At 48.1% G+C, this 25,648-nt stretch carries 28 protein-coding genes; 7 read left to right on the top strand and 21 right to left on the bottom strand.

Annotated elements, in window-relative coordinates; genetic code table 11:
* Window positions 1-46 precede the first annotated feature (46 nt).
* The 7 genes from SJY39_RS08860 to SJY39_RS08830 all read right to left on the bottom strand — a co-directional run bounded on the left by SJY39_RS08860 (window position 47) and on the right by SJY39_RS08830 (window position 8,469).
* Complete coding sequence (locus tag SJY39_RS08860; RefSeq protein ID WP_390241823.1) at window positions 47-2,851, bottom strand: conjugal transfer protein TraG N-terminal domain-containing protein; 2,805 nt, start codon at window positions 2,849-2,851, stop codon at window positions 47-49.
* A 1-nt stretch (window position 2,852) separates the two neighbouring features.
* Window positions 2,853-4,259, bottom strand: a complete 1,407-nt coding sequence (locus SJY39_RS08855) for a conjugal transfer protein TraH (RefSeq protein ID WP_016790720.1) — start codon at window positions 4,257-4,259, stop codon at window positions 2,853-2,855.
* Complete coding sequence (trbB, locus tag SJY39_RS08850; RefSeq protein ID WP_372330685.1) at window positions 4,256-4,672, bottom strand: type-F conjugative transfer system pilin assembly thiol-disulfide isomerase TrbB; 417 nt, start codon at window positions 4,670-4,672, stop codon at window positions 4,256-4,258. The genes SJY39_RS08855 and trbB overlap by 4 nt, the downstream gene beginning before the upstream one ends.
* 84 nt (window positions 4,673-4,756) lie before the next feature.
* Window positions 4,757-5,545 carry a type-F conjugative transfer system pilin assembly protein TraF gene (gene traF, locus SJY39_RS08845; protein ID WP_390241820.1) on the bottom strand — a complete coding sequence of 263 codons (789 nt, stop codon included), beginning with the start codon at window positions 5,543-5,545 and terminating at the stop codon, window positions 4,757-4,759.
* A gap of 2 nt (window positions 5,546-5,547) precedes the next feature.
* Complete coding sequence (gene traN / locus SJY39_RS08840) at window positions 5,548-7,326, bottom strand: type-F conjugative transfer system mating-pair stabilization protein TraN (protein WP_372207722.1); 1,779 nt, start codon at window positions 7,324-7,326, stop codon at window positions 5,548-5,550.
* On the bottom strand, window positions 7,323-8,018 hold the full coding sequence (gene trbC / locus SJY39_RS08835) for a type-F conjugative transfer system pilin assembly protein TrbC (RefSeq protein ID WP_371706888.1): 696 nt from the start codon (window positions 8,016-8,018) through the stop codon (window positions 7,323-7,325). The genes traN and trbC overlap by 4 nt, the downstream gene beginning before the upstream one ends.
* Before the next feature lie 130 nt (window positions 8,019-8,148).
* Window positions 8,149-8,469: a hypothetical protein gene (locus SJY39_RS08830; protein WP_280620627.1), complete on the bottom strand. Its 321-nt coding sequence runs from the start codon at window positions 8,467-8,469 to the stop codon at window positions 8,149-8,151.
* Window positions 8,470-8,491: 22 nt separating this feature from the next.
* Between SJY39_RS08830 and SJY39_RS08825 the strand changes: the two genes are divergently transcribed.
* Window positions 8,492-9,157, top strand: coding sequence for a DUF6710 family protein (locus tag SJY39_RS08825; RefSeq protein ID WP_280620628.1), 666 nt, complete (start codon window positions 8,492-8,494; stop codon window positions 9,155-9,157).
* Here the strand turns inward: SJY39_RS08825 and SJY39_RS08820 are convergent.
* Window positions 9,143-9,712 (bottom strand): hypothetical protein, encoded by a 570-nt coding sequence (locus SJY39_RS08820; protein WP_390241816.1) that lies wholly within the window; start codon window positions 9,710-9,712, stop codon window positions 9,143-9,145. The genes SJY39_RS08825 and SJY39_RS08820 overlap by 15 nt on opposite strands.
* Before the next feature lie 119 nt (window positions 9,713-9,831).
* Between SJY39_RS08820 and SJY39_RS08815 the strand changes: the two genes are divergently transcribed.
* Window positions 9,832-10,299, top strand: a complete 468-nt coding sequence (locus SJY39_RS08815; protein ID WP_390241814.1) for a hypothetical protein — start codon at window positions 9,832-9,834, stop codon at window positions 10,297-10,299.
* 519 nt (window positions 10,300-10,818) lie between these two features.
* Here the strand turns inward: SJY39_RS08815 and traU are convergent.
* The 12 genes from traU to SJY39_RS08755 form a co-directional block, all read right to left on the bottom strand.
* Window positions 10,819-11,832 carry a conjugal transfer pilus assembly protein TraU gene (gene traU / locus SJY39_RS08810; protein WP_076645888.1) on the bottom strand — a complete coding sequence of 338 codons (1,014 nt, stop codon included), beginning with the start codon at window positions 11,830-11,832 and terminating at the stop codon, window positions 10,819-10,821.
* Window positions 11,829-12,494, bottom strand: coding sequence for a type-F conjugative transfer system protein TraW (gene traW, locus SJY39_RS08805; protein WP_390241811.1), 666 nt, complete (start codon window positions 12,492-12,494; stop codon window positions 11,829-11,831). Before traW ends, traU begins: the two co-directional genes overlap by 4 nt.
* A gap of 8 nt (window positions 12,495-12,502) precedes the next feature.
* Entirely contained in the window at window positions 12,503-12,838 is a 336-nt protein-coding gene (locus SJY39_RS08800; RefSeq protein ID WP_016768853.1) for a TrbI F-type domain-containing protein, read from the bottom strand.
* Window positions 12,828-15,410 (bottom strand): type IV secretion system protein TraC, encoded by a 2,583-nt coding sequence (gene traC, locus SJY39_RS08795; RefSeq protein WP_102449662.1) that lies wholly within the window; start codon window positions 15,408-15,410, stop codon window positions 12,828-12,830. The genes SJY39_RS08800 and traC overlap by 11 nt, the downstream gene beginning before the upstream one ends.
* A 2-nt stretch (window positions 15,411-15,412) precedes the next feature.
* A complete protein-coding gene (traV, locus tag SJY39_RS08790) occupies window positions 15,413-15,778 on the bottom strand; it encodes a type IV conjugative transfer system lipoprotein TraV (protein ID WP_016787044.1) in 366 nt (121 codons plus the stop codon).
* Window positions 15,779-15,787: 9 nt separating this feature from the next.
* Window positions 15,788-17,257 (bottom strand): TrbI/VirB10 family protein, encoded by a 1,470-nt coding sequence (locus tag SJY39_RS08785; RefSeq protein WP_146458011.1) that lies wholly within the window; start codon window positions 17,255-17,257, stop codon window positions 15,788-15,790.
* Window positions 17,247-17,990, bottom strand: coding sequence for a type-F conjugative transfer system secretin TraK (gene traK, locus SJY39_RS08780; protein WP_372330692.1), 744 nt, complete (start codon window positions 17,988-17,990; stop codon window positions 17,247-17,249). Before traK ends, SJY39_RS08785 begins: the two co-directional genes overlap by 11 nt.
* A complete protein-coding gene (gene traE, locus SJY39_RS08775; RefSeq protein WP_016768462.1) occupies window positions 17,987-18,556 on the bottom strand; it encodes a type IV conjugative transfer system protein TraE in 570 nt (189 codons plus the stop codon). Before traE ends, traK begins: the two co-directional genes overlap by 4 nt.
* Before the next feature lie 8 nt (window positions 18,557-18,564).
* Entirely contained in the window at window positions 18,565-18,867 is a 303-nt protein-coding gene (traL, locus tag SJY39_RS08770; protein WP_016768463.1) for a type IV conjugative transfer system protein TraL, read from the bottom strand.
* A gap of 18 nt (window positions 18,868-18,885) precedes the next feature.
* Complete coding sequence (gene traA, locus SJY39_RS08765; protein ID WP_372147604.1) at window positions 18,886-19,179, bottom strand: type IV conjugative transfer system pilin TraA; 294 nt, start codon at window positions 19,177-19,179, stop codon at window positions 18,886-18,888.
* 171 nt (window positions 19,180-19,350) lie between these two features.
* Window positions 19,351-19,716 (bottom strand): hypothetical protein, encoded by a 366-nt coding sequence (locus SJY39_RS08760; protein WP_390241856.1) that lies wholly within the window; start codon window positions 19,714-19,716, stop codon window positions 19,351-19,353.
* Window positions 19,717-20,075: 359 nt separating this feature from the next.
* Window positions 20,076-20,276, bottom strand: coding sequence for a TraY domain-containing protein (locus SJY39_RS08755; protein WP_017096185.1), 201 nt, complete (start codon window positions 20,274-20,276; stop codon window positions 20,076-20,078).
* A 148-nt stretch (window positions 20,277-20,424) separates the two neighbouring features.
* Between SJY39_RS08755 and SJY39_RS08750 the strand changes: the two genes are divergently transcribed.
* The 4 genes from SJY39_RS08750 to SJY39_RS08735 all read left to right on the top strand — a co-directional run bounded on the left by SJY39_RS08750 (window position 20,425) and on the right by SJY39_RS08735 (window position 24,047).
* Window positions 20,425-21,045 (top strand): XRE family transcriptional regulator, encoded by a 621-nt coding sequence (locus tag SJY39_RS08750; RefSeq protein ID WP_102340854.1) that lies wholly within the window; start codon window positions 20,425-20,427, stop codon window positions 21,043-21,045.
* Window positions 21,046-21,472: 427 nt separating this feature from the next.
* A complete protein-coding gene (locus tag SJY39_RS08745) occupies window positions 21,473-21,976 on the top strand; it encodes a hypothetical protein (RefSeq protein ID WP_102449658.1) in 504 nt (167 codons plus the stop codon).
* An 812-nt stretch (window positions 21,977-22,788) separates the two neighbouring features.
* Window positions 22,789-23,106 carry a hypothetical protein gene (locus SJY39_RS08740; RefSeq protein WP_372137147.1) on the top strand — a complete coding sequence of 106 codons (318 nt, stop codon included), beginning with the start codon at window positions 22,789-22,791 and terminating at the stop codon, window positions 23,104-23,106.
* Window positions 23,107-23,120: 14 nt separating this feature from the next.
* Window positions 23,121-24,047 carry a DNA cytosine methyltransferase gene (locus SJY39_RS08735; protein ID WP_390241804.1) on the top strand — a complete coding sequence of 309 codons (927 nt, stop codon included), beginning with the start codon at window positions 23,121-23,123 and terminating at the stop codon, window positions 24,045-24,047.
* A gap of 47 nt (window positions 24,048-24,094) precedes the next feature.
* On the opposite strand, the gene SJY39_RS08730 is transcribed toward SJY39_RS08735, so the two are convergent.
* Complete coding sequence (locus tag SJY39_RS08730; RefSeq protein ID WP_372137149.1) at window positions 24,095-24,817, bottom strand: hypothetical protein; 723 nt, start codon at window positions 24,815-24,817, stop codon at window positions 24,095-24,097.
* Between the two features lie 200 nt (window positions 24,818-25,017).
* Between SJY39_RS08730 and SJY39_RS08725 the strand changes: the two genes are divergently transcribed.
* Window positions 25,018-25,503 (top strand): hypothetical protein, encoded by a 486-nt coding sequence (locus SJY39_RS08725; protein ID WP_372137150.1) that lies wholly within the window; start codon window positions 25,018-25,020, stop codon window positions 25,501-25,503.
* Window positions 25,504-25,648: the final 145 nt, after the last annotated feature.

The following is a 25,648-nucleotide window of genomic DNA, read 5'->3' as shown; positions in this document are numbered from 1 at the left end:
ATATTAACATAATTTACTATGTGTTCAAATATACAGCGCTGTGTTTTTAACCATTATCTTTAGGCGGCATGAGGGGATAGCCCGCAGCGGGATAATTGGCCACTTCAGTCGATTTAATGGGGGTGGTATCGACTTCCGCCTCGACTTTCTTTTGCACTCCATGATTGCCTTCGACGGTCGGTGTTGGGGCCGTTTGCACCTCATTTTGCAAATGTCCCGCGTAGAGTAAAGCATTCCCTTTCACGTTATGGTAGGTGCTGTCGACAAACAACTCGCCACTCTCATTGACCTTAAACATATCAGCGGCCACCTCCTGTGTTTTGGCTAACGATTGTTCAGCGCCTGTATTAGCCATCGTTGTTTGCTCAGGCGTGAGCGTTGGCGTTTGCCCTAAGTCCTTGGGTTGATACAAAGATTTGAGCTCATTGAGTGACGCTTTTGAGGTGTTGACGCCATATTGCTCCTGAAAGCCATCGGTACGGGTGTAATCCTCAAAAGCGCGCCTAACGTCTTGCATGTCTTCCGGCTGACTGGCGTTCATCAAGCGTGCCATTTCTTCTGTGTCTCCGCGTGTCGATTTCTCTAAATATTGCTGGAAACCGGTGATGGCACTGGCACTGAAATTCACCGTGTCGTTTTTCAGTCTCGATTGCATGTGGCTTAGACTGTCGACCTGTGCGTTCGATTCATTGACCGCGGCCGCGGTTTGTTGAGTGCGCTGCGCATTGATCGCAAAGTCGTGCGCGTATTGCTCAGCTTCACTGCGATTTTCTTTCGCATCGAGTGTGCGGCCTGCGCGCTGCATCTCCGTCGCCCCTTCACTGTATTGCGAAGTCGCTTGGGCTAAGGCTTGTTTCTGCTCCGCATTCATGTGACTGAATGACTCTCTATCCTCCTCACTCCAACTGGCACCGGCTTTGGCGCTCGTCCCAAAGAATTTCGGGGTGCCCACTTCAACGCCGGCATTTTTCGCCGCCACATACGCCTGCGCTTGATCATGCGTCCAGCCCATGGTCTCAGACACACTTTGAATCGCCGAGTCCATTTTCGAATGCGACTGACTGATTTGCCCTTCGGTCGACATCGTTTGACCGTCGCCATAAGAGCGGTTTTTGCTCCAGTTGTCGTTCCAGCGGTCACTTTGCTGGAAGCCTTTCGAGAAGCTGTCGTTGAAACTGTTCATATTCTGCGTCTGCGCGGTTTTTGCGTCCGAATATTGATCGTTGACGCTGTTTTGCAGCATGTTCGAGGCTTGCGCTTGCCATAAGGGTTTGGATTCCGCTTCCTGCGCGTTATACAGCCTGCGGCCATCTTCATTTTGTAAGCTCGTGATGCTTGACCCATCCCGCTGCTGCGCGGTGTTCATCCCGGTTCTGAGCAGCATGTTGTCATCAAACTTGTTGGCTGAGGTGTTATTGAGGCTGTGGTTTTGCATTTGCAGATTACCAAAGTCCATGTTACCGGTGGAAGACGCCGCAGAGACGCGGGCGTTGGTACTGTTGATCATCCCCGCCAGTTGGTAGTTCATGGCTTGCGCCGCGGCCACGCCCCCTTGCAATATTTTCCCCGCAAGCACTGGAATGGTCATCATCAAAAATCCGGCCATGTAGCCGTAGCGCATGTGCAGCTCATCAATCGCATTGCTGTTCGATAATGAGAGTCCTCGCATTGGATTCGCGGTCGCGCTTGAGTGCGACTCAAGTGTCCACGTCATGATCGCATTGAGTATCGCAAACAGGGCCGGCCAAGTGGCGAGGTAGGCGAACGTCTTGATGTAGTTGGTCAGAACCATCTTGGTGAGCGCCGGAATGAGCGCCGCCGCAGCGACCATGAACCCTAAACAGCTAAACAGGGTAAAGAGCATCGTATGCAACATCGGGATAAACTCTCTGGCCTGCATGCCAAGGGTCGCCCACATCGAGGTTTGCTGCATCTTGTTCGAGGTGTACGCGTAATTCATCGCACTGGCGGACGGGTCGAGGGTGTTAATGCTGTAACGCATCGCGTTCATCGCCATGTTGTGCTTGAGGACATCGACCGCGTTGTTGCTGATACCAATGAATTTCTGATAACTGTTCGACATCGCATTTTTTACGTGCGCCTTATAGGTCGACGCTTTGTCGCCGTGCAGGTAAGTCGCAATCAAATCGAGCTCAATCGCCGCGGAGGTGGTGAATTGGGCCTTGATGTCAGGGTACACCTCTTCGCAGGTTTTAAAGGTTTGGTTGAGGTCGTTGAGTATCACACCGCGCAGTGGGCTCATGTTTTTGGTATCTAAGAAAGCAAACGTGTCCGGCGCGTTCATGAGTGCGTTCCAGGTGTACTTTTTATTGATTTGGATGTCGCCAATAATGCAGTTTTGGAAAAAGTCATTCCATAACCGGCGCAGCGCCACGTCTTTTAAATCACTTTGACGCGACAACTGATACAACTCGGACCCAAACATCATGCCGGTGCGACCGTAACGCTCATCGTCGGTGGTGGTAAAAATGGACTCGATGGCATCGGCTGTACCGACCATCATGGTCGAAAAGAACCACGTCGGCAGCGCGATGAGATAGGGCACGTTGGCCACCGAATACCCCGCCGTTGGCTCGGTCTTATCGATGACTTGCATGGTGACGGTTTGTTTTATCAACATCGAAGGCACCAGGGCGAACACAATGGCCCAAATGTAGATGTGTTTGGGGTTACGTGTCGCCACAAAGTACGCGTAGGTCATCGCGGCGCCTATCATCAAAGAGATGGACATCATTGAGGCGAACGATTGGCTGACAAAAAAAGTGGCGATGGCATTGAGCGCCTTTTGTATCGCCGCGCCTTGGGTGTAAGTGTAATATTCGAGTGTCACATTAGCCTCCAAAGGACAGGTTCTGCAGCAGTTGTTTGTTGATTTTGCTCATCGCTTCCGAGTCGCTCTCTTTATACGCCTGCGTCAATTGCTCTTGGGTCAATATCACACGTTTCGCTTTGTCTGAGAGTCCATTGGTGAAGTCGCGAGCGCGGTCGATGTCTGACATGATTAAAGCGATGTCCTTGCTGTCCACTTGCGTGTGGTTCAGTGACGTGGTCACCACCGTCAGCATGTTTCTGAGGTAGCGGGTCAGCAACTCAACCGAGATGACGCGCGCGTACGCCGAAAAGTTCGGGTAACGGTTGCTTCTGACTGAGCCGATGAACACCGCCAGCACCGGCGTGTCGGTGTACTCCAAAAAGCTTTTTTGATTGTCGGTGAGCCCCGTATCATTGGCGACACTGATGTATAAGGCTTCTAACGTTTGACGAATACGCACTTCGAGCCCTTTGTCTTGCGCTAAAGTCAGCTCTTTTTTCTGCGGAGACAAACAGGCTTTCTCATCGGTGTTATCACACTTGTAATACTCAATCTTCCCCCCTTTGAGCATCGCGTCCACCAAGTTATTGTTGTCCGCTAACAAGGAGGCGTAGTATTTGGGGCGACCGTTCGCGTCATAAATATACGTCCCTGACAGACTCATCAAAAATTCAGCCAGCGCTTTATCTCCGGCTAACCAGCCATTTTTAAGCGCCGCTGACCAAACGATGTTGTGGCTGGTCTTGGCGATGTCTTCCAACCCAGCGCTGCCATCCGCGCGAGCGCGTGCGACCTGTGCGTTCGATTGACCGCCCACACCACACTCCACTTGCGCGCCGACCCAATCATCAAACACGTTGCCTTTGGTGCCGATGGTGGCGCAGACGTGCTTTTTCGCCGCCGGACCGCCAAAGGTGGCGGCCAATCCACTGACCCCCGCCTGCGCCGCTTCACAAGAGTTGATCGACTGATTGAGAAACTTATCGGCAATGTTTTGCAGGTTGTCACGAATTTGTTTGATTTGTGGCGCCCAGACTTGAAGCGCCAGGTCGACCGCAAACGGCGCCGCGTTTTGCACCACCGCTTTGCCAAATTGCACGAGACCGTCGGCGTTGATATGAGAAAATCCCCCCATGAAGGCGTCAATCCCGCCACAACCCATTGAGACCTCGGGCAAGTGCACGCTCATGAGCTGCGCACTTTTTATGGGGGTGCGAGCATACAAAGAGCCGCCATTGTAATAATTCGCGGCTTGGCCTTTGAAAGCATTGGGATGGGTGACATTGGCGTTGTAACCGAGACCATTAAAAAAACCGTCTAACGACGAATTGACGCCGCCGGCGTAGGAAGCGCCAGTGAGTAACCCGCTGAGCATCAAAGCGATAAGACGGGCTCGCCCTGGTGGGGTGTGGTGAGGTCGGATCATCGTATGGCCTCTAAGGTGTCGGCATCGCTTAAAATGTGGCGAATGCTGGTTTCTAACTGCACCTCCGACACATCGCCAATAGACACGCGCACAAACTTCTGAGAATTGACGTTTATCAAAAACGTCGCGGGTACCGTGATGTTGCGGGGATTGTCAAAAAACATCTGACTCACCGCGGGCGTCGCCGGAATAGGGACGGGGTAATGAGGAACGGCTTGGCCATCCAGCGAAAAGGCGTACGTCTGCAGTTGTTGCTGATTGGTCACTCGTTTGAGTTTCGGTGCAAAACGGTGGCAATAAGGGCAATCACTGCGAAAGAAGAACACCATCGCGTAATCGTCATTGGGCGCAGCCTGCACCGTAGCGAAAGGCGAAAGCAGCAAAAAGAGTAAAGTAAGGGTGCGTATCAACATGATGATGTTCTCTTGGTTTACCGTCATTTAAGGACGTGAAGGCGCAAAACAGGGGAGAGATTTGAAGCAGCAAGACTCTGCGCGCTAAAAATCGGGCGTTTGATAGTCATTGGCGACGTTGTAGAAACGCCCCAACAACGCGGTTTGTGAAATAAACCCGTAAGCGAGCGGCTTCATCTCACCCGTATTGGGGTTGACTAAAATCAGGGCAGGCGCATAAGGCACCTCGACTTTGTTGTCGTTATTGCGGTTATCTCGAATGCCGGGGACAAAGGTCTTATCACGCGATAATCCTAAAATCTCAATCCCGTGCGTATCGGAAAAGGCTTGCAGCGACGGGGCCAATTGCTGACTGAGACTGTCTTGGCCGTCATACACAAAGAAAAAACCCCAACCTTCGTCGCGCATGTGCGCCACGGCGTCGATTTTCTTCTCCCGTTCGAGCTTGTGATAGGTGCCGCGCGCCGCAAATTCAGCCGGGCGATCTTTGAGGTAAGAGAGCTCAGGGTGTTGGAGTAATACCTTTTTGAACGTCATGCCCGTTTCACTGGTGCGCTCACCAATGTATTGGTGAAGTTGCATTACTGTCTTGAGCTTGTCCTCGTCTTTCGAATGGATGGTGGCGTCGTTGAGCGCTTCCTTGTACGTCTCATGAAACCAGTCCATCTGTTCGGTAGCGCTCATGATCCTCGTGGTGGTATTGGGCTCAAGGGGTTTTGGGGGCGGCGGGGTTAAGGTTGGGGCCGCATGGGGCTCGTTATACCACTTCCAACCTTGCGGGTTAGACGAGGCTTGGGCGCTGAACGCGCCCATCACTCCCAACATCAGGGCGACCCTCACCAAAAGGGTCGAAAAAGAGGGCTTCATTTTCATGGCTAATCCTGTTTTAACGAGCTTTCTAGACGATTTTTGATCTCATCTGTATTAGGCAGATCCATATCCGCATGCATATCTTCATAGAAATCAGTGAAATCAATATGTTCGAAATTAATGCTTTGTAACTGCTCTGGGGTTATTGGGTCGCATATTGGATTTTTTGCCGAACCAAAGTTGCTACCTAATTGGTTTTTATTACCTTGCTCTTGAATGATGCGTGCCATTTTGCTGTCGTAGACGCAGTAGGTTTTCTTTTTACGGGTACAAGCTCCTAATACCTTGCTTGCGCAATAAGAACCTAAACTAATAGTGAGTTTCTTCTCTTTTGCCTGACCGAGCGCCTTTTCATCTTCATTGCATTGTGCAAGTCCTAGGTCGGTTCCCCACCCTCCGTCTTTGCAGCAGTCGGCGAACCCGAAAAAACCGTCAGTACATTTCATTGCTTTACCAGTAAACATTGTTGGTGGATTCCCTAGGGATTCCCCCGCAGCATTTAAACCAGCGAGCGCAGCCGCAGATTCGTCGAACTCTGAATTTTGAGTTGGCATTTCGCCATAGCAATCCCCGTCAAGACAGAAAGAGGTTTCTCCGCAAATGAGGTTAGTGGTACTGCAAGTTTGCTCAGGACAAGACTTATTAAATTCCTTTTCAACGCAAACCCCATTTTGTATGAGGCTGCATGCACTTGAGGTCGTCGTACAATCTGTAGGTAAAGAAGCGCAAGAATCGGTTAAATCACATTGATGGTCGATTTTATACTTCCAACAACCCAGGTAAGTACTAACACCATTAAGGACTCGAGTTCCCGCCCCTTCCACACAAGTGCGGCGAGTTTGTCGACATTCAGGCAGTAATGTTGAGCAACTGGACTGCCACTTAATGACGTTCTCTCTAGCTTTGTAATGAATGGTGAATGTGCCGTTAAATAAGCCGTAATCATTGAGAAGATCAATCGTGATACTTTTTGAGGTTCCAATACCTGTCGCTTGATAAAAAGGTGAGTATTTTTTTAGACAGAGCAAACGAAAACCACCGGATAAGCAACTATTTCGTTCTGCTGATGTTGTGTTAAAACCACTGGTGTAAGGCTTTGTATGTATAACAATATTGTTTAGACGAAATCGAACACCATTATTCATAGAAGAAAGGCATCTTAATCCTTGACACGTTAACACGCCTGGGAAATTAATCCCTGTCACCTCTGTGACGCCTTGAGGGAGTGAATAACGAATAGGTGTGAAGCCACTATAATGAAATGAAACACTTCCGGTTTTTATGTTTTGTTTTGATACATAAGGAGTCTCATAACAAGCAACGATGTTATTCGTAGGAGCTTTACAACTTCTTGGCTTATTCTCGATGATGCATTGCGTACCACTGTCACAATCTACATATTCGTTAGAAATGCCATGCGTTATGTCATAAGCATTTTCTTGGCCAAGAAGAGCAAACTCAAACGCGGGATCATTTTTGATGTCAGGTCGGCCTTTATCGAAACGGGTTTGCACGGCTTGCGCCTTATCATTGGACTGATAATGAGTGCGCGCGTTCGCGTCCATATTGCCGTCGTTCAGCTGAGCCTGCTCAGGGTTACGCAGATCATTGTCACACCCTTGCCCCGCGCAGTAATCCCCCACATCGAGCTTCCCCTTCGCCGTTGAAGGGATATTTTTCTGTGCGCTTTTCACCCAATCCACATTGTCGTAATAATGGTCGCCTTGGCTTGCGAATGCGCCGCTAACGATGGCCAGGCTCGCGATCAATAGAACGTGTTTCACGGCTGCCTCCTTAAGACGGCATTCACCACCTCGGGATTGTCACCACGGGCCAATTGATTCAGCGCATCGGGGATCGAGAGGTTGCCTTTAATGAGGTCATAGTCCGTTTCATTGCACGGCTGCTTGGGTAAGCACTTGCCGGGTTTTACCGCCACAAACGTTGGCACTTCAGTCACCGAAAAGGTCCGAAACCACTCAGGGTTAATGGCAAAACCACTTTGAATGGGTTGGTCTGGTTGATGGGTTTTCAGTAGCGATTGAATGCGCCTTGCGGTCGCCGGAAAACCGCTTGGCAACACACCGCGTATCACCAAAGGCACTTGCCATTGCTCACTTTGTTTTAAAAGCGCGCGCAAGGACGCCTCTGGCATGGTCAAAGACACAAACACCATGACCCCCGTTGGGGCGGCTTTGGGGTTTTGCGTGGGTTCAGGAATATCAATGACGCGCTTAAGGTGTTGCGGCTTGAGCTTATCTTGCCAAAAACGTGCCATGGCTTTCGCATCGGATGCTATCTCATCGCTGGCGCGTTGCTGGGATTGAAGATGACGTTCGAGCTCTGACGGCATGGCTGTTTGCACCATCGTTTTTTCAAGCTCGGTGAACGCTTGAAGCTCTTCTTGAGTGTACGCGTGACACAGCGTCGCCGCGCACAAGGCAGCCGTGGCGACTAGGGAGTGCAAGGGGGACATAAAGACCTCAAATAAATAAAAGCTCCACGCAAGCGTGGTACTCCTTTTGACGGGGCAGGCAAGCCTACCCAGCCAAAAGCGAGCTCAGGTTAAAAAGCGCCAGTGTCGTGGTGACGTTCATCCGTCACTGTCAGCGCGATGAATTCAGTACGCTAGGGCATGGCCTTATTTCACTCATCCCAACTTGTCTTCTGTTAAGTTGGGAGTATTGACATAAAGCCTGCAAATATTCATCAAGCGTGTAAGCATGATTCTTTGACCAAGGTACTTCACCTGTACTGAAAAAGTGGGTCTGTTTTTCTATCTCTTCAATTAACTCTCGATACTCATCAAGTTGCCTTTCTATCGAGAGATGATGCTCAAGGTTAGAGAGCGAAATGAGGTCTTCAGGAATAATTTTGAGTTTTTGACAAAGTTTTAATAACTTAGTCTGCAAGATAAACAGGGACATGAAATCCTCCGATAGGTGATATATGAATTTTTATGGGCCGCTAGAATGGTTATTTAAATCTGAGTCGGCGAGGGTGAAGTTTGAAAACTTGCTTAAGGTTGCGCATGACATCAATGCTATAAACCCACTTGCGTTATATGACTTTATTAATTTGATCCTGAAACCTATGCAATCAGAGTTAAACTTGATAACTGTAGAGCTTGGTACTGGTGCTGCAAAACCAGTTGGGCTTAAGGATTTGTTTACAGAAAAAATGGAACCTTATTTATACGAATTCAGCAGAGCCCCTATAAATTCAAGTGATCGTAAATTAAAGATAAATTGTGATATTGCCTTTACTCGCCCTTGGAATAGGCAGCGGTACATTGATAACTTATGTTATTTATCGTCCCGTAACCCAAATAGAGAGCCTGTGGTTTGGCAAGAAGATAGCAACCACTATGTGACACTAATTCTTCCTTGGCGGTTCTTTTTGGTAGGAACGGGAAATCATTCGATAATGGCGGGTATTGCGACTGGTCGAGGCGAAGTTTCCCCCCAAGAAGTCGAGGACGTATCTCTACTACTTTCAAAATTTCATACAAATGGAAAATATTGGTTTGACTCAAAAACCAATAAAAAGGTTGATAGAGTGAACAATTATCGAGGAGCCGCTGTATTTGAGATTGGCCGCTTACTGTCTTCTTAGATTAGCTCGCCGATGGAAGACATGTTGATATTGCGTTTTGATGGCTTCTAATGATTGATAGGTATAGGGGGCCCCCCCACCTAGTGAGTTCCATCGCTTTCGAGGTAAATGATCATTTATCGCTTCATCATCAATACCGCATTGTCGGTAATATTCAATCAGCGCGATATCCAAACACTCACCTCGGCCATGGCACTGACTGCACCACCCTTGATCGGCCACTAGGTAGCCATAATGCTGAAACACGCCAGGCGCACAGGCATCACACACCTGACTAGGCAATGGAGGCTGCGTCTCATTTTCGATGGCCTGATGCACGTCACTCGGGCTCAAGGTATAGGTAAACAAAGGCATGAGCGCCTCATTAATGAGCGCTTTTTTCTCATGCCTTCTCAGCTTGAGCGGCGCGATCAGGGCGGATAATTCACTCTGTCGATAACGGTGATTCTCCGCACAGTGAGAGAAAAGCAGTCGAACACCGCTTTGCTGACCCTGTGCCAAAAAAGCCGCAAGCGACGCTATGTTAGGGGGCGTGTTAGTTGATAATAATGACAAGTTATACTCCTAGATGAGCGAAATCATGGCGATTGAACGTGATTGCTCTGCTGGTTTGTCTTGCCCATCACATTGGACTAGGCTGTGATAAAACTCAGGATGACGTATGACCGAGGGGAATGATTGAAGAATTTACGCAACAAGACGTGGCTAAACTGCATTTTTCACACCGAGTGCTCTACCAAGGGGTTTCAAACGTCAAAGAGAAGTTGATTCACTCCAACGGTCCTCATTGGCATGTGACGACGGTTCGATTATCCGATGTCGTGGGGAGCTTAGACCCTCGATACGCTCGAAAGCTTCAACAATCCCCCCTGTATTACCTTCCTGAGCATGAGAAGCGAAATGTCTCTTTTCGTAATATTGATGGCGAACTTTATATTAATGATGGCCACCACAGAACCATCATTGGCCGCGTGTTCTTAGAGGCTAATGGTTTCGAGCCCGTCTTTCACAATGTGGTGGTGGGGCATTACACTGGCGGATTAAAGCATCGATTACAGATCTTACCGCGGCGTCTGAAACGCCAAGGGATAGGCGTTTTCAATCGCGGTTATCGATTGGTAAGACGGCGCCTCACCTCTTAACCCCCATCGCGCTTTGGGGAGCTGGCGCTCTATGGTGTCCTCCTCAATGCCGCATTGTCGATAATGCTCAATTAACGCGGCATCAATGCACGGCCCATTTTGATGACACTGACTGCACCAACTGCGTTGTGACAAAGGCTCACCATAGTGAACAAACAACCCGGGCGCGCAGCGTTGGCACAATTGGCAAGGAAAGTCAGGGGGCTTAGCGCTGTGGATGGCCGTCGAACAGGCGCTGACGCCGATATCAAACACCGACATAGGCCGAAGGTACGTTTCGAGAAGGCGCTCTCTTTCCTCATCCGATAACGTCAATGGTTGGAGTAATCGCGCAAGGGCGTTTTCGCGCGCCTGTCGCGACGCGAGGTGGGGAGGAAATTGAAGCCGAACCCCTCTCTGCCGAGCGAGCGATAAAAACGCCGTCAGCGCATCATCAGGCAGGCGACGCCTCAATAGGAATGTGTCCAGGGCGCGACGCCCTTTGAGTACAAGAGACATTCATTTCTCCTTACGTTCAGGTTAAAGAAACACGCAATTGCGCTTACGCCACTGAACGTAACCGAAGTTATCGCCCGTAGTGGGGTTATCGTGGCCCATTTCCCAAATGGTGGTCGTCGTGGTGTAAGGGTGACACCATGCGGCGTCCGTGATCGGCGCGCTCATTTGATAACGGTATCGAGACTTGGGTAATATTGGCGTCGGGTATTGATAACAGACCGCCCCATCTTCGCCGCGCGTCTCCCACACCATCCCTTGCCGGTGCAACTTGTAATTGAGCCGCTCCATAATGAGGGTACCCGCTTGTATCGGGGTGTCTCGGTAGTTGGTGTTGCCCGTTAACGGGTAAGCGCTGCCTTGAGAGCCCAAACACCAAAACAAAAAATCAAACGGGAGCACCACATTGGTCGTGGTGGCAATGGACTCCGGTACGCACGCTAACTGCGCAATGGGGTTACCAAACAAAATCGCTTCGGGGTTTAAGATAAACGCCAGCTCGTCGTCATCCCACAGAGGGTCGACCTCGGTCAGGTAGGCCACATCAAAGTTATCGGTGGCCATGCACGCCGCCGATTGCATCAATTGCAGCCAGTAGATGAGGGGGTATTTGTACCAGTGCGCGTGATAAAACCCGCCATCACTCGAACCGGAATCGCGCGCGGTGGTTCGACCGCCAAGTTTTTGCTGATTGGCGCCGGCCAGTTGCATCCCCATGTTGACCATGCAATAGGGCACTCGCGTCACATCGGTCAGCGCGTACGGCTCCCAATAACCAATGTTTAGCCCAATTTGCATGAAAATCGGCGGCGGTTTTGGACAAAAAGAGATCGGCATTGTGGGGTTGTTGGTGTCAGGGTAAATGGACGGAATGAGGGGCACAGAGCCCAGCGTCATCGGAAATAGGCAGCTCCAACACACGTCGGTGATGGGGTTGATAAATCGGCTGACGCACGCGGGCCCTCCGGCCTTCGCGGTCGAACTGACCAACAAGGCGCCGCACAGGGTCAGTAATCCGAGGAAAGACGATATTTTCATGGTTGCGATCCCACCACAATGTGTTGCACATCAAACTCTTGAACGCGCCATGCGTGCCCCGACTGCTCGACAAGACTGGGCACCGCTTGGATGTGAAGCCGGTCGCTGAGCGTCCCTTGTTGGTCGAAGTACATGCGGGTATTGAATCGTTTGGCCGCCTGATTGGGGCTGCCACCGGTTAAAATGTAGCGAAGGGGCTTGGCATGCTCTAGGTTGGCTACGAACTCGACTTGCTTGGCATCACGCGCATCAAAAAAAACCAGCACGTTTGAATACTCAAACTGCGGTAATTTTGCGCCCGTTGGCCAAGTGCGGGTATCAAAGGGATTCACTCGCGTCCCCGCTTTGGCAAAGACTCGCCCCTGGGCATCGGTTAAATCCTTGGGCACCGTGATGCTGGGATCCACCAAAAACGTTTTGGGGGTGGTCGTGGTCGATAAGGAAAGCGGCGGCGGTGTTTCCACGCTTTGTTTCACTTGCTCAGCAAACTCGGTTTGCATTTGCTCAAGTTTGCCCGTTGCCTCGAAGTGTTTAAGCCGCGCCTCTATCCACGTCAGCATGTCGATTTCGCCAATCGGGAACGTCGGTCCCATTCGACCTAAGTCCTTCGCCACCGCCCCTAACGAAAGCAGCAGGGCGAAGATCATCATCAGGTGTCGCATACTGACTCCTACGGCTCATAGCGCTCAACAATGGCACGTTGGATGTGCGCGGTGATGTCCGGTGTGCCGCCGACGACCGCGGCGCTGACCAACACCACTTGCCCTTGCTCAGTGGCGTAACGCGCCACTTCTTCGTTCATGACGCGGGCAAAGTGCGCCAATTTATCCGTTTGCTCCGGCAGAGAAAGGGGGGATTTCAGCAATTCTTTATGGTATTGGTCGAGGGTGCTTTTTACGTCCATGCTGACTAAGGGAGGCGGCGACTCCAACGCTAAGGTGGTCACCACCGAGGAGGCAATACTCACGCACGCCACTATAAATAGGCCATGTAAATCAAACGTCATGGGAAACCCCTTGTGCTTTTTGTTGAAGCGCTTGCTGATAGTCGGCGATTTCTTGACCGTAGAAATGTTGCGCGGTCGCGTCTATCGCTTCGATACTCGGCATGCCTTGTTTCACTAAGTTTTCGCAGTATTCAAATTCGGTCGCTTCGGTGCTGTAGCACGCTCGCGTAAACGGATCGGAAAACACGCGGTGATAGGTGGTGTGGCCACCGGCTTTGATGCGCACGCAGCTGTACCCAGCGTCCCCAGCCCGTGGGAAACTTTTGATGATCCCTTGCTCCATTTCGTTGAACGCCTTGGGGTTGTCTTGCAAAAACTTTTCAAAGCCTTCGCCTTGGCGCAGCGTAATGTGAATGTCGGAATTATCGTAAGAGGCGCGCGCTTCTTCGTTCACAAAAAAGTCCCCAATACCTTGGGTCACCGTACAAAATGATCCCCCAAATTTACGCGCGGTTCGATAACCGGTGTTAATGAAACTGCGCGTCTGGGCGTTGGTGCCTGACATCAAGCTCCACGCCTCTTCGATGATGCACATTTTGGGGGTTGAGCGAGAGCCTGAGAGGTACATTTGCTGGTTGATGGACACAATCAGCGCAAACACCACCGGACGCAGCACATCTTCAGGGAACCCTTCAAGCTCTAGGGTGGTGATATCCACCGTGGGATCGAGCATTGAAGGCTTATTGAACGTGTCGCCATAAATGCCCTTTGCGCAATATTTATTCAGTTGTACGGCGATGTCTCGAATACGGCGATCGTGGCCATGCTCATCGGCCAACGTAAACAACTGCGCTTGGACGTCATCCACAATCGTTATGGTGCCATTGTCCTCCCACGCCCGTAAAATGGCGTCACCCAACACCGCCATCTGATAGCCTTCCAATTCAGCATGAGGCGACGCGATGGTCGCGAACAAGGCGGTGATGTTGCTGAGCGCTTCTTTCATCGGATCGACGTTCTCTCCGTCGACCGGCTCGTGATGCGCGCTGTTTTTGACTTGTTCTAGATGGGTAAACGGATTTAGGAAAATATTGGTGTGATTGAGGTAGGTGCCCCCGAGCATCAGGGTGAGCTTTTTGTAACTGTCCCCTTTATCGAGGATCCAACACTTCCCCCCTTTGGCGTAGACGCTGCGCACCAAGCCTTGGGTAAAAAAGCTTTTTCCCGCCCCCGAGCCGCCGGTTAAGGCGATGTTTTTGTTGTCACTGCCACAATGAAAGGGATCAAAAAACGAGATTTGCCCACGCATCGTCGGCAGCAACATGCCACTGACCAGGCGTTTAAAATCGAGCACCATCGGAAAGAAATTGACCACGTTGGCACTTTTTAACGTGCGAACGCGACCCGCTCGGCCACAATCCTCCCACACGCCTTCGCTCATTAAAAACGGCAGCGCACTGAGCACGCTTTGACTTTGCATCATGATTTGCTCTTTGATGTCGAGTCCCGTGGCCGAAAACGCTTCTTTGGCCGATTGCACATCGTGGCGCTGCTGCGCTTTATGGGTAAACAAGGTCAAGTTCAACACCATCGAGCACACCGAGGTCGCTTTGTCGGCCAACCCCTTTTGCAAGGCCGTGCGCTCTTCCAACTCTTCACCCGCGGTGGGTGAAAACATGGCCATCGGGGATTTCAGTGTTTTGGTCAAATCATTAATTTTCTTGTTGTTCTCGTGCTCAAAATTCCCCGTGACGTTGTGACGAAAACTCAACGACAACACATGTGGGCACGTCAACATGCGCGAGACATTACGAATCGACGCAAACGCTTCGGGCATCGCGTACAACCGAAAGTCGGTGGGGGCTCGAGAGAGTCCCATGCACACGGTGCGCCCGCGCGTCTCTTGACCGAAAGGATTGGTGTGACGCGTGGCAATGTGATCCCGTTTGATGATCATTTCGGTATCCGGCGACAGCACTTGGCGGTTGATCGGGTCGAACGGGTTGTAGTCACGCTCAATCGGACGGTCTTGCTTGGCATCAAAGTTCAAGAGATCACCCGCAAAGGTAATGAGCCCTTTGGGGTCGACCCGCGCGGTCTCAACACCGAGTTGCAACAGCGCCGTTTCCATCGCCGCGCGCACGTCATCCAACTTGTCGGTCTTTTTCTCTTTCGTCGACACGAAGAAATACGCGTCGTAATCGCGCAAATCAAACTTATGTCGCTGACGATGGAAAAACCCTTTCGCCGCAGAAAACCCCGCGTAGCGCACTTCTTCTTCGGCTAAACGCTGGCAAATACCGCCTCGCTTGGCCATGATGTCCCCATTGGCTTCTAAGTAATGCGCGACTCGATTGTGACCGAACATCGACAGTTGATAATCCCACTTATCACCTTGAGGGAAATCCATCACCATCTTGTTGAGCGACATCACCAATTCGTCGTTGGCCCCACCAAGCACCGTCAGCTTAAGCGCAAAGCCATACGATTTTCGGTTATGAAAGAGTTGGGTCTGCGCATCAAAGTCGCGGTACGGCAATTCATGATGGAAGTGGTTTTGATGCTGATTGGCGTCGGCGACTAAACCGCCAAGCCCCAACGAAGGTTTACGTTTCAACAGTTGACTGAGCATGCTTAATCCTTCCAGATGGCATTAGCGGGACGCCCAGACCAACGACTTTCATCGAGTATCACGTAAATATCCGTGGTGTCGACGTAATGCCCGAGCGTGTCCGTGAATGGGAAAATGGTGATCTTTCTCACCGTATCTTGAGTGCGCTTAGGCACCCCTTGACGATCGCGCCGTGGCAACGTTAAGAACACATTGTCAGGGGCCGCCTGCACTGCAGACACCGGCGAGGTCCCCATCGGTTGGCGCCGTATCTCATCCATGGTGGTGCAACCGGATGTGCCGCCCACCTGCGTACAACTGAAATCTTCGCCCAGGCCTGCCGCGCAGCCACCGAGCAACAAGGGTAAAAACACAATGAGTTTGTGCATGACGTTTCCTTATTTTTGACCAAACGGCGACGACGGCACTTGGATGCCTTGCGCGCTGATTTGGTTCGCTAATGGGTTCTGAGTCACGTTGCTGATCACTTCCATGAGTTGATTCGATTGAGAAGACTGCTCTTGGGCTTGGGCCTGTTCATACTCGGCCGCTTCCAGCGGGTCGAGCGGGAACCCCTCTAGAAAGACGATGTTGACCACCGAGCCTGGATTAATTTCAACAATGGGGTGATACATCTCTGCCAGTCCGATGTAGTAATCGGCCAACTTCGCACCCACCGACGCGGTGGCATTCCCCAACAAGTTGAGGCCAATGTCTTGCCCCGAGACGCTGCTCGTTGAGCCAAGCGCCGAGGTAGACGTGGTTTCCGACAAACCTTTACCGGCTTCCCCAAGCCCCGTCAAAATGCCAGAGATACCAGCCATCTGTACCACTTTGCCATTTTTTAAAATGGTGGTACCGCGAATGCCGTTACGACCAAAATTGAACACCGTGCCTTTGACCGCCACGTCTAAAATGTCTTTATTATCGAAGATGCAGCTCATGCGATGAGTCCGAACGATGCCCCGTGACGACGAGATCTCCCCGTAGGTCGCCCCTGTGATGGTGCAATCTTTGAGTTTGGAGGGCTGACCATTGGGTAAGATGCCGTTGTTCAAGGTTTGAAAGACCATGGGGGTGGTATCGCCTTGCCCTAAAACGCCCGCATTCGCGTCCGCGCCGCCCGTCACGACCGCCGTGACAAACGTGCCCGTCGGAACATAATTGTCCGTGGTTCGGCGGGGGGCTTCAGCCTCTTCCTGCCACGAAAAATCGGTGCTATCAAACTGATGCTGAGCAAAGGAGCGCTGCTGGCGTGGGGGGTAAGCCAGCGTGTCGAGGTTGGGGTTGTTGTCTGAGGAAGGCAAAGGCCGAGGAGGGAGCCTCGCTTGTCCAAACGTCTCATCGCCACCCACCAGGGGATACGCAGCCTCACCGCCATCATTGAACCCATCCACAGGCGGTGAAGCCGGGCTTTGCATCGCCTCCATCTTCGCTTTCAGCTCGTCCACCGTGCTTTGCATTTCACGTCGCACCTTGTCTTCCACCAAAGACGCGGTGTCCAACTTGGCGCTGCGGATACGCTGCTCGGTCTCTTTCTTAAACCCTTGCATCTTCCCTTTAAGATCGCGCATCTCTTTGGTGAGCGTGGCAATCAACATCTGTTGCTGAGTGAGGGCCGACTGGTTGTCTTTTTCTGTGAAGCCTTTATCCACGATGGCCCCAAACTCCACCGCTGTCGTGGGCGCCACTTTGACCGTTTTAGGACGGGTGTACTGGTACACCCCAAGGACGGCCAACACGAGAAACAAGACAATCACGGACGTAATGTGTTGATTACGTTTGGTGGTCTCGGCGTTGATGTCTCCGCCACGGTCAAAATCGCCCTCTTTATCGCTAAAAAAGCGCTCTCTGAATTTATCGAACATCGCTCACCCCTCCACCCGTGATCAGGTAAAGCTGAGTGCTCTCGTTGGGGCCAAGCGTTAAACGGTCGAGCGCCGCACTGCGCGCCGCGTAACTGTAAAACTGCGCCGTGGTCAACGTGACGGTCTCATTAGAGCGGTTTTGGACCTCGTAAATGATCCCCGAGTAGTCTTGCCCGACAAACACCACTTGCGGAATAAGGGGTAAAGCGCCCTCGTCAGGCGGTAACGTTTCAGGGTCGACCGGATGCACAGTGAAACCGGAAATTGGCGTCCCATCGAATTGCCAATGCATCATTTGCTTGGTGAATTCGGCCAGCGCTGAGGGGTAATCAAACGCACGGTCAAACACTGAGGGTTGTTGGCGCTCTCTGTCCGAGGGCAAAAACTCCGTCACTACCGACGGCGTCGCTTTCGGGCTCACAAACAGTGAGAAGACCCGCCCCTTACTGGTCGTGACGTGAACATTGAACGGCAATTGAATGTTGATTTTCAGCGACACCGAGCCTGTCTTATCCTTTTGATTAGCGGTCGTGGTACAAAAGCCACTGGGGCAGGTGATGTTGACGATTTTATCGTCCTTGACCATCAAACGGTTGATGTTAAGGGAAGACAGGGTGACGGGGATGGTATCCCCATCGTTAAAATCAATTTCTCGTTTCGCCACGTTGTCGGCCAGCGATAACGGGCTTGATAAGGCCGCCAGTAACGGCACTAAGGTCAGCAGGCGTTTCACGAGGGTTCTCCTTCTCTTTTAATGCCAATCAGCTCCAAAACCCCATGGGGGTACGCCATTTGCACGACATACGTGACTTTCTCAGGCGCTAAGTCGCGGTCACCCACAGACTTGTAGAGCGTGCCGGTCTGTTTAAATTGCATCGTTCCCAACGCCACTAAGGCGCCATCTTTATCCGCCACAAATCGACTGGAGATGTTGCTGGTCGTGATTTGTTGCGCGTCCGACAGCAAGGTCGGTTGAACCGCCGACCAGGACTCAGCGGGCACATAATCGAGCAGTAACCCGTATTGACGAGAGACGCTGGCGGGGGTGATGTCGTATTTCAGGTGCAAGAAGTAACTGCCCATCAACATCAAATACGATTCATCCACGTCACCATTGGACACCGAAAACGCTTGTGAGAGCGTCGGCGGAACCAGCGTTCGGCTCTCTTTGAGTGAGAGATAGGTCAACGCCGCCGCGAGCACCACACAGGCGAAGCTGGCGGTGAAAAAGCCCACCGCCAAAAATACGTTGAGCATCTTACTCATCGCCAACAGGTCTTTTTTGTTCGAAATTTCCATACGACTCCTTAAGACAACCAATAGCGTTTAATCGCCGGTGGGGTATGTTTGAACAGCATTTGATTAATCGAAGCGCTGCCCCACCAATAAAGGGCGTAGGCGACGATGTGTTCACCGTATTGCGTTTTTATGTACCTCAATCCCATAAACCAAGCCGCCGCGAGGACAAAGCCAATCGCGTAGTGTTTGGCAAAAAAGCCAAGCGCAAAGATGCACACTGCAGGAAGGAGCTCTTCTCTTGGAAGGCCGCACAGGCGTTTGCCTGAATTGAGGTACTTAGGGATCGCGTAATACTGCGCTTTATTTTCCATGTCATCGCCGCCTTATGATTACGCTAAGCCAACCAGTGGCTTCACCACCTCCCAGAACATCATGCCGCCCGCAAAGCCGCCTACGGCGCCAAACCAGTTGCGCGAGGTAATGCCGACCACCGCCGCGCTGAGCGCGGAAAAGCCGAGCATCGCGGTTTCAATCCCCGAATCATCGCCCGCCGTATCTTTCACCATGGCTTTGCCTGAAGTGAATAAGTCGGCGGCAAGAGCCGGCTGGGTCAGGGCAACCGATAGAATGGCCACGCCTGCCAGCAATGGCAGGGGTTTAAGAGGTATTTTTTTAACTTGCATAGGAAAATTTCCTTACTTTTAAGGTACTAGGACGCCGCGACGCGGCGCCAAAAAGCGACCAGCCGAAAGACCGGAAGAGTTTACTTACGCGGTTAAGCGCAAAAGAGAATAGATAAAGGAGGGGAGATTAAGGTCACCGGCCACTGAGGTGACCCTGAAAAACGGATAACCCTAAGACACCAACGAAGACGTAACGAACTTCAATCCGCGATTACGACTCATGTGTTGTTTCCAGTTTCGAGGGCTTATTTCGGCATTCTTGAGTTTACGATAGCGTTTTTTTTGAGCATTACAGGATATTGGAGGCGTGAGATGAGCCGAGTACTGGGCTTGTTTTTGAATGGCAACTAAATGAACGCCTTTACAATAAAAAGGAAAAGAAAGGCGCTCAGTCAGAGGGAGTAAGGCCGCGAACGCCATGTGCTCCCCCCCGACATGACCCAACTTTTTAGCGTCAATAAAATCGCCTTGTTCAACAAAACGACCTAACAAATCCGTCGCTTCATCTTCACTACAATACCCATATACAATTTGCATCATGCACACTCCTTTTTAGGACATTCTTTTTCTCTTTAACAAAAGAAAAAGAATGGGCTCTCTTTCAAGAGCCGTGCTACAAACTGGCTTGAGCATTCTTGTAGTAGAATGCGCACATCCAAAGGATGTGAGGTCTGGTATTCCCAAGTAACTCTGTTTCACCCCTCAACAAGCACGCTTAATTGAGTAGAAAAACAGCCTTGGACGTCGCCCCAGTGATGGCTCCTGAATTTATTAGGCATATTACGCACGCCTGCGCCCCTCTGCGGCGCTTTCTGCAATAGTGAAGGCAGCCCACCTTCGAGTCTCATGATGAGACTTCACTCCTAATCTGAACTCACACAAGGAGCGAGATAAAACTAGATTTTGTCGAGCCCATTATCGGGAGACAAAATGTCATTCTGCTTGTCAGTTGGTAAGCGATAAAACGCACGCAACACAAACAGAGCTTCAATTCGTTTGCTTCGACCATACGCCGATGCTGACCCTTCCAAGCGAATATTGGTCTCATGATCGAGCGCCACGGTTAGCTGGGTACTTTTGCTAATTTCTTGTTTCATAAAAACTCTATCCATACCTGATCGTTTGATCAGTGTGATGAATAATAAATCAGTAAAATACACAAATCAAGACAAACGTACCTAAAATAAAGACGTATGTACTGAAAACAAATGAGATCATACTTCAAAATATTACGTATGCAGATTAATGATGAATACTGTTGGTAAGAAGATAGAAAAACTAAGAAACAACGCTAAATTAACAAAAGAAGCCTTAGCGAAAAAAATAAGAGTTTCGCCTGGAGCTATATCCAAATGGGAATTGGAAATTTCAAAACCCAAAGCTGAGAGCGCTCAAAAACTAGCAGAGTATTTTAAGGTCACCCTCTCGTCTTTAATGACGGATGGCTCAAACCTAAAAACACAACCTCAGATGGTATCGATACCTTACTTCAAATACATATCAGCAGCAGCGGGGTCTGGTGATATTCCTTTTTTAGAAGAAGCTGAGGAACTATTCATTCAAGAAAGTTTAATCAAAAAGCCACATGACACTATTGCCGTAAAGGTAAGTGGTGATTCAATGGAACCGTCTTACACTAATGGATCTATAGTATTCGTTGATCGATCTATAACAGAGATCTCAGATGGCAGTGTTTATGTTTTTGTACATGATGGAATGGTTCGGCTCAAAGAACTAGAAAACACTCCTAAAGGGCTAAAATTAAAAAGTCATAATTCAAGGTACAAAACAGAAGAGATTGAGTGTGAGTATTCAAACGTAAAAGTAATAGGGGAAGCTTGTGGAAAACTACAAATGTCCTGCTAAATAACACTTTTGTACTTTCATCTAATTAAGTATATACATACGAAAATCTGAAGCCTATAATTACACTAGTTTTGAAGTAAAGTGCATTACATAGCACGTTACTACATAGCCTTTTATGTAGTGTATTTTTCAAAATTAGAATGTGTTAGACCTCCAATCTAACTATATAGCATTTGCAAAAAAGCTAAATCTCCGCAAGGGTTTAGCTTTTTTTGTATCTGAAATAAATGTTTGATCTTCTTATTGAATCTGATTATAGTTAAATCTAGCTTGGAGTGGAATCTAAGCAAACCTTTAACTTGCGGAATCAAAACCATGAAAAATCAACCTAGTTGCATTCTGCAACTCATTCAAAATAGACACAGCCAGTATTCACATTCAACCAGTGTTCAAACACATTTATGGTCGGATGTAGAAGGTATGTGTCATGACCTCATCTAATCAAACCCTAAAGTTTCTCGAACACCACAACCAACTGACTAATGCAGTTGCTTGCGATGAAAGCATCCCAGCAGATGAGAAATCCTTATTGATTGCTATATCCACCTTTTACAACCTTTCTAATCAATGCGCGTTCCCAAGCCGAAAGCAGATCGCAGCAAGAATGGGGCGTTGCGTCAATTACGTCACTGAATTAATCAGTAAAGCAAAAAAATCCGGACGACTAATATCAACCGCTCAATTCATTCTGATTGAAGGCGAGTCGGCACCACGACAAATTGCTAACAAGTACGAGTTTGTCCTTGAGAAGTTTGGACTGTTCTACAGCAAAGCGAAAGCAATGCTCAACCGTAACCTAAGAAAGAAGAGCAAAGAAAGCAAAGCAACTCAACAAGCAGCTTCTTCTAGAGTTGATCATATTAATCAGCTTCTCGATGAGGCCCAGACTTCTGATATACCAGAATGGGAAGATTACACTCCTCCTGAATAACCCCTTTAAATTTCATTCATACCGTTAGTTTGGTAGGACTCAATACACCTGGAATAAATCCAGTGTGATATTCTTCTCAAAATACGATTCATCACCAAACCCATTAAGTAAAAATTCCTCTGAAATTCCTCTGAAATTCCTATCACAATCGCCAAAAACTCATGATCTCCTCTCCCCCTAAAGATTTTATTACATGGATTCCTAAAGAATTATTGAAAGGGAACCCTACAGATAAACAGGTAAGCAAAACAAAAGAATCAATATACATAAGAATTAACTAACAAAAGATCAGTCATACCTGATTTGTGTGTGGGGAACTTTCGTGAGGAACGAGCGAATAGTTATCCATCGCCCAAATCCGACAAGCGTAGCGCGTCAGTTCAGTACGTATGTTTAACTTGATCGATCTATAAAAGAAGTGGCTTTACAGTGACAGTGCCATAAAAAAAGATTTGCGATATTCCGCTTGCTCACCCTCCGACTGGCTACGCCAGCTACGGGATTGCGCCGAGCGGTGAAAGTACTTAAATAGCTAAAATCATAATGCTTGAATAATGGGCGTCACTGTGTCTTTTTTGTTTAGGATGAAAAGAGTGTGATTCGCGCTTTAAAGCCGTAATTAATTTTCTAGTTACTTTGTAATTTCAAAGGCTATATTATTGTTTTTATGGGGAATTTTATATTTCGACATGCATGGGAATAATAAAAGCTAAGTTATTTGATTGATTCTATATAAAACAATTGCAGTTAAGGTTGTTTTTTAGTTTTTATCATTTATTATGGCGCTATAGTTTAGCGCTTTGAGGTGGGATATGTTTTCAGAAATCAAAGAAGATTTTAGAGAATGGTTAATTGTTAAAAAAGGGGTATCTAAGAGAGTTGCAGGCGATACGATTAGTCGGTGCAAAAGGTTAGATGAAGAAATATTAGACTCAATTGATCTGGCCGTTTCTTCTGTCGATAATTATCTTCTAGCTATGTCAAAAATCAAACATTATGCCAGAGAAAATGGAACTGAAAACGGTGCGAAATATGCCATGACAGGTTGTCTTAGGTCTGCAATGAGAAAGTATTGTGAGTACCGTAATCCGGAAGATATATCCTATTTTCCAAGTGCTTATAACCTTTGATTTTTGGTGAGTTTATGTCATTTAAGTTTATAGATCTCTTTGCGGGGATTGGTGGAATTCGGCTTGGTTTTGAGTCTCAAGGGGGAGAATGTGTTTTCTCTTCTGAGTGGGATAGGTATGCCCAACAAACATATGAGGCCAATTTTGGTGAGAAGCCTCATGGGGATATAACAAAAATAGCCCCAAAAGATATACCAGATCACGATGTTTTATTGGGAGGGTTTCCTTGCCAAGCTTTCAGTATCATTGGGAAGATGAACGGTTTTGAAGATACTAGGGGAACCCTTTTTTTCAATATTATTGAGATTCTCAAGGTGAAAAAGCCTAAAGCTTTTATGCTTGAGAATGTAAAGCAACTTAAAAGTCATGATAAAGGGAATACATTTAAAGTCATTTTGAAAGCTTTAGAGGAGCTAGGGTATAAGGTCCATCATACAGTTCTCAATGCTTTGGACTTTGGAGTACCACAAAAGCGCGAGAGAACTTTTATTGTTGGTTTCTTAGATCATGCTGTTTCTTTTGATTTCCCTGTTGGGAATAAGACTTTTGATTTGTCAGATGTTCTTGAGCCTGACCACTTAGTTCCAGATAACTTTTTTGTTAGCGATAAAATTAGAAATGAACGTCAAAGTAATCTGTGTAGGGAGGCTCCTATGCCCAGTATTTGGCACCAGAATATTTCTGGTAATGTATCTCCTTTACCTTACTCTTGTGCGCTTAGATCAGGTGCTTCTCATAACTATTTATTAGTTAATGGTTATCGGAGGCTAACTTCTAGAGAGATGCTAAGAATACAAGGTTTTCCTGAATGTTATCGGATAGTGGTCTCTCATACTCAACTAAAGAAGCAAGCTGGAAATAGTGTTGCTGTTCCAGTAATAAAAGCTATAGCTGAGCAGGTAGTTATAGCCATGCAGTGGAAGCGTCAAAATGTAGCCTAGAAATGAGGGCGATGCCCTCATTTAATTCTATAGATTATGGTATTTATCTATTTGACTGTTATCCAATCTTCATTGAAGTTAATCTCTTCTATGACAGTATCAAAATCTAAGGGTGCAGGTTTTTTTATTGTAAATCGTAGAGCATTATCAGGAACATTGTAGATTACTGTGAACTGACTTCCGTCTGGTTGCCACGTAAATCGGTGCTTACCATTAACAGAGCCTTCAAAGTTACCATTTTTATTCACTGCCCAATTTATGATTTTAGGATCTATTTCATGAGCTTCTTTTTCAAATAGCGTGTAATGGGTTAAATCATCAGAGCGCAATAAGAAGCTATGAGTAAGATCTTTATAATTAGACTTCGCTGTCTTTAGTCGTTCATTAAAAATGGAAATTACGGCTTCACCCGTGCGGTCGATATCCTCTAAAGGTCGGTCTATACCATACGAGAAATTTATATTGTTTCTACCTGATATTATTCGAATGATTTTTTGTGAATGCGGTTTTTTTGATTTTACGGTTTTTACCGACCAACTAAAGTCATCTTTGATAACATCGGCAAGGCCTAAACTTTTCCCAAGTTGTGCCCCTCCGATGCTATTGGCAAAGATTTCTTCCCATTTTTCCCCAGTTAATCCCTTTTCGCCAATAGCAACAAGATAGGCGATATTCTTACCTATTTCTGTTAAGTATTCTTTAGGGATTTTGTTTAATGGGTACGGTCTTTGGGTATCTTTACTATCTCGAATTCTTGGTTTCCCTAGCATAATATCACCTTTTATTTTTAAGGGGATTAATACCACTGGAGTAAGTTTAACTCAATGATTTTCTGAATATTAACCTTGCTATTGTTCAAATAACAAACATCTTGGGCTGCATTTCTTGAAGGGGAAGAACCCTATAGAAGTTGATGTTGCGATCTTTTGTTACCTAACTGTAACCAAATTAGTAAGCTAGATTTTTTACAGTGAGTAATACTAACCTCGAAAAAGGGCTTTTTATGACCCCTGAAAATTACAAATCTAAATTTACCTTCAATGATAAGGATCTTGCTCTTGATATCTACAATGCATATACAACCAGTGGGAACTCACGTATAGCCGGTGGCAAAATTACGATTGCTATTAAGAAATATAAAGTGCATCTAATGATAACGATGATTCGCAAGATTATGAACGAGCAAAATCTCGACATTACACCTAGGGTGGCCCTCCGGTTGCAAGAGAGGCTTTTCAATCGTAATGTTGCTTATCCTACGTTAATCTCTGAATTTGCTGAAAAAGGTCGAACTGCGAGCAATAAGAGCGATGTTTTTGATAAGATCGATGAATTAGTTGATATGTATGGAAATGAAGCTAGGTCGGAAATGATTAATATTGAGGCAAAGATAAAGGAAATCAAAGCTCGCGAAAAAAAACGAAGTAAAGACTTAGCTTTATTTGATTTAGCGTAACTTTACCTAATCAGCACCTAAACCAACCTTTTAGCTAGCGCAGCATTACTCATCGCGCTAGCTCTCTCAAAATCATCTAATTTCTCCCATCTTTATTCATTGTTACAATGATTAAATATTGAACCACCGCATCCTTTAGTGATTG

Source organism: Vibrio sp. R78045 (assembly GCF_042466085.1).
GTDB classification, from domain to species: Bacteria; Pseudomonadota; Gammaproteobacteria; order Enterobacterales; family Vibrionaceae; genus Vibrio; species Vibrio cyclitrophicus.
The sequence above is the reverse complement of the archived record's forward strand: the minus strand, read 5'-3'. Positions and strand labels throughout refer to the sequence as shown.

What these genes read in the sequence shown, in the direction of transcription:
- SJY39_RS08855 (WP_016790720.1), bottom strand. Translation starts at nt 4,259, where the DNA reads ATGATCCGACCTCACCACACCCCACCAGGGCGAGCCCGTCTTATCGCT.
- trbB (WP_372330685.1), bottom strand. Translation starts at nt 4,672, where the DNA reads ATGTTGATACGCACCCTTACTTTACTCTTTTTGCTGCTTTCGCCTTTC.
- traF (WP_390241820.1), bottom strand. Translation starts at nt 5,545, where the DNA reads ATGAAAATGAAGCCCTCTTTTTCGACCCTTTTGGTGAGGGTCGCCCTG.
- trbC (WP_371706888.1), bottom strand. Translation starts at nt 8,018, where the DNA reads ATGTCCCCCTTGCACTCCCTAGTCGCCACGGCTGCCTTGTGCGCGGCG.
- SJY39_RS08830 (WP_280620627.1), bottom strand. Translation starts at nt 8,469, where the DNA reads ATGTCCCTGTTTATCTTGCAGACTAAGTTATTAAAACTTTGTCAAAAA.
- SJY39_RS08825 (WP_280620628.1), top strand. Translation starts at nt 8,492, where the DNA reads ATGAATTTTTATGGGCCGCTAGAATGGTTATTTAAATCTGAGTCGGCG.
- SJY39_RS08815 (WP_390241814.1), top strand. Translation starts at nt 9,832, where the DNA reads ATGATTGAAGAATTTACGCAACAAGACGTGGCTAAACTGCATTTTTCA.
- traU (WP_076645888.1), bottom strand. Translation starts at nt 11,832, where the DNA reads ATGAAAATATCGTCTTTCCTCGGATTACTGACCCTGTGCGGCGCCTTG.
- traW (WP_390241811.1), bottom strand. Translation starts at nt 12,494, where the DNA reads ATGCGACACCTGATGATGATCTTCGCCCTGCTGCTTTCGTTAGGGGCG.
- SJY39_RS08800 (WP_016768853.1), bottom strand. Translation starts at nt 12,838, where the DNA reads ATGACGTTTGATTTACATGGCCTATTTATAGTGGCGTGCGTGAGTATT.
- traC (WP_102449662.1), bottom strand. Translation starts at nt 15,410, where the DNA reads ATGCTCAGTCAACTGTTGAAACGTAAACCTTCGTTGGGGCTTGGCGGT.
- traV (WP_016787044.1), bottom strand. Translation starts at nt 15,778, where the DNA reads ATGCACAAACTCATTGTGTTTTTACCCTTGTTGCTCGGTGGCTGCGCG.
- SJY39_RS08785 (WP_146458011.1), bottom strand. Translation starts at nt 17,257, where the DNA reads ATGTTCGATAAATTCAGAGAGCGCTTTTTTAGCGATAAAGAGGGCGAT.
- traE (WP_016768462.1), bottom strand. Translation starts at nt 18,556, where the DNA reads ATGGAAATTTCGAACAAAAAAGACCTGTTGGCGATGAGTAAGATGCTC.
- traL (WP_016768463.1), bottom strand. Translation starts at nt 18,867, where the DNA reads ATGGAAAATAAAGCGCAGTATTACGCGATCCCTAAGTACCTCAATTCA.
- traA (WP_372147604.1), bottom strand. Translation starts at nt 19,179, where the DNA reads ATGCAAGTTAAAAAAATACCTCTTAAACCCCTGCCATTGCTGGCAGGC.
- SJY39_RS08760 (WP_390241856.1), bottom strand. Translation starts at nt 19,716, where the DNA reads ATGCAAATTGTATATGGGTATTGTAGTGAAGATGAAGCGACGGATTTG.
- SJY39_RS08755 (WP_017096185.1), bottom strand. Translation starts at nt 20,276, where the DNA reads ATGAAACAAGAAATTAGCAAAAGTACCCAGCTAACCGTGGCGCTCGAT.
- SJY39_RS08750 (WP_102340854.1), top strand. Translation starts at nt 20,425, where the DNA reads ATGATGAATACTGTTGGTAAGAAGATAGAAAAACTAAGAAACAACGCT.
- SJY39_RS08745 (WP_102449658.1), top strand. Translation starts at nt 21,473, where the DNA reads ATGACCTCATCTAATCAAACCCTAAAGTTTCTCGAACACCACAACCAA.
- SJY39_RS08740 (WP_372137147.1), top strand. Translation starts at nt 22,789, where the DNA reads ATGTTTTCAGAAATCAAAGAAGATTTTAGAGAATGGTTAATTGTTAAA.
- SJY39_RS08735 (WP_390241804.1), top strand. Translation starts at nt 23,121, where the DNA reads ATGTCATTTAAGTTTATAGATCTCTTTGCGGGGATTGGTGGAATTCGG.
- SJY39_RS08730 (WP_372137149.1), bottom strand. Translation starts at nt 24,817, where the DNA reads ATGCTAGGGAAACCAAGAATTCGAGATAGTAAAGATACCCAAAGACCG.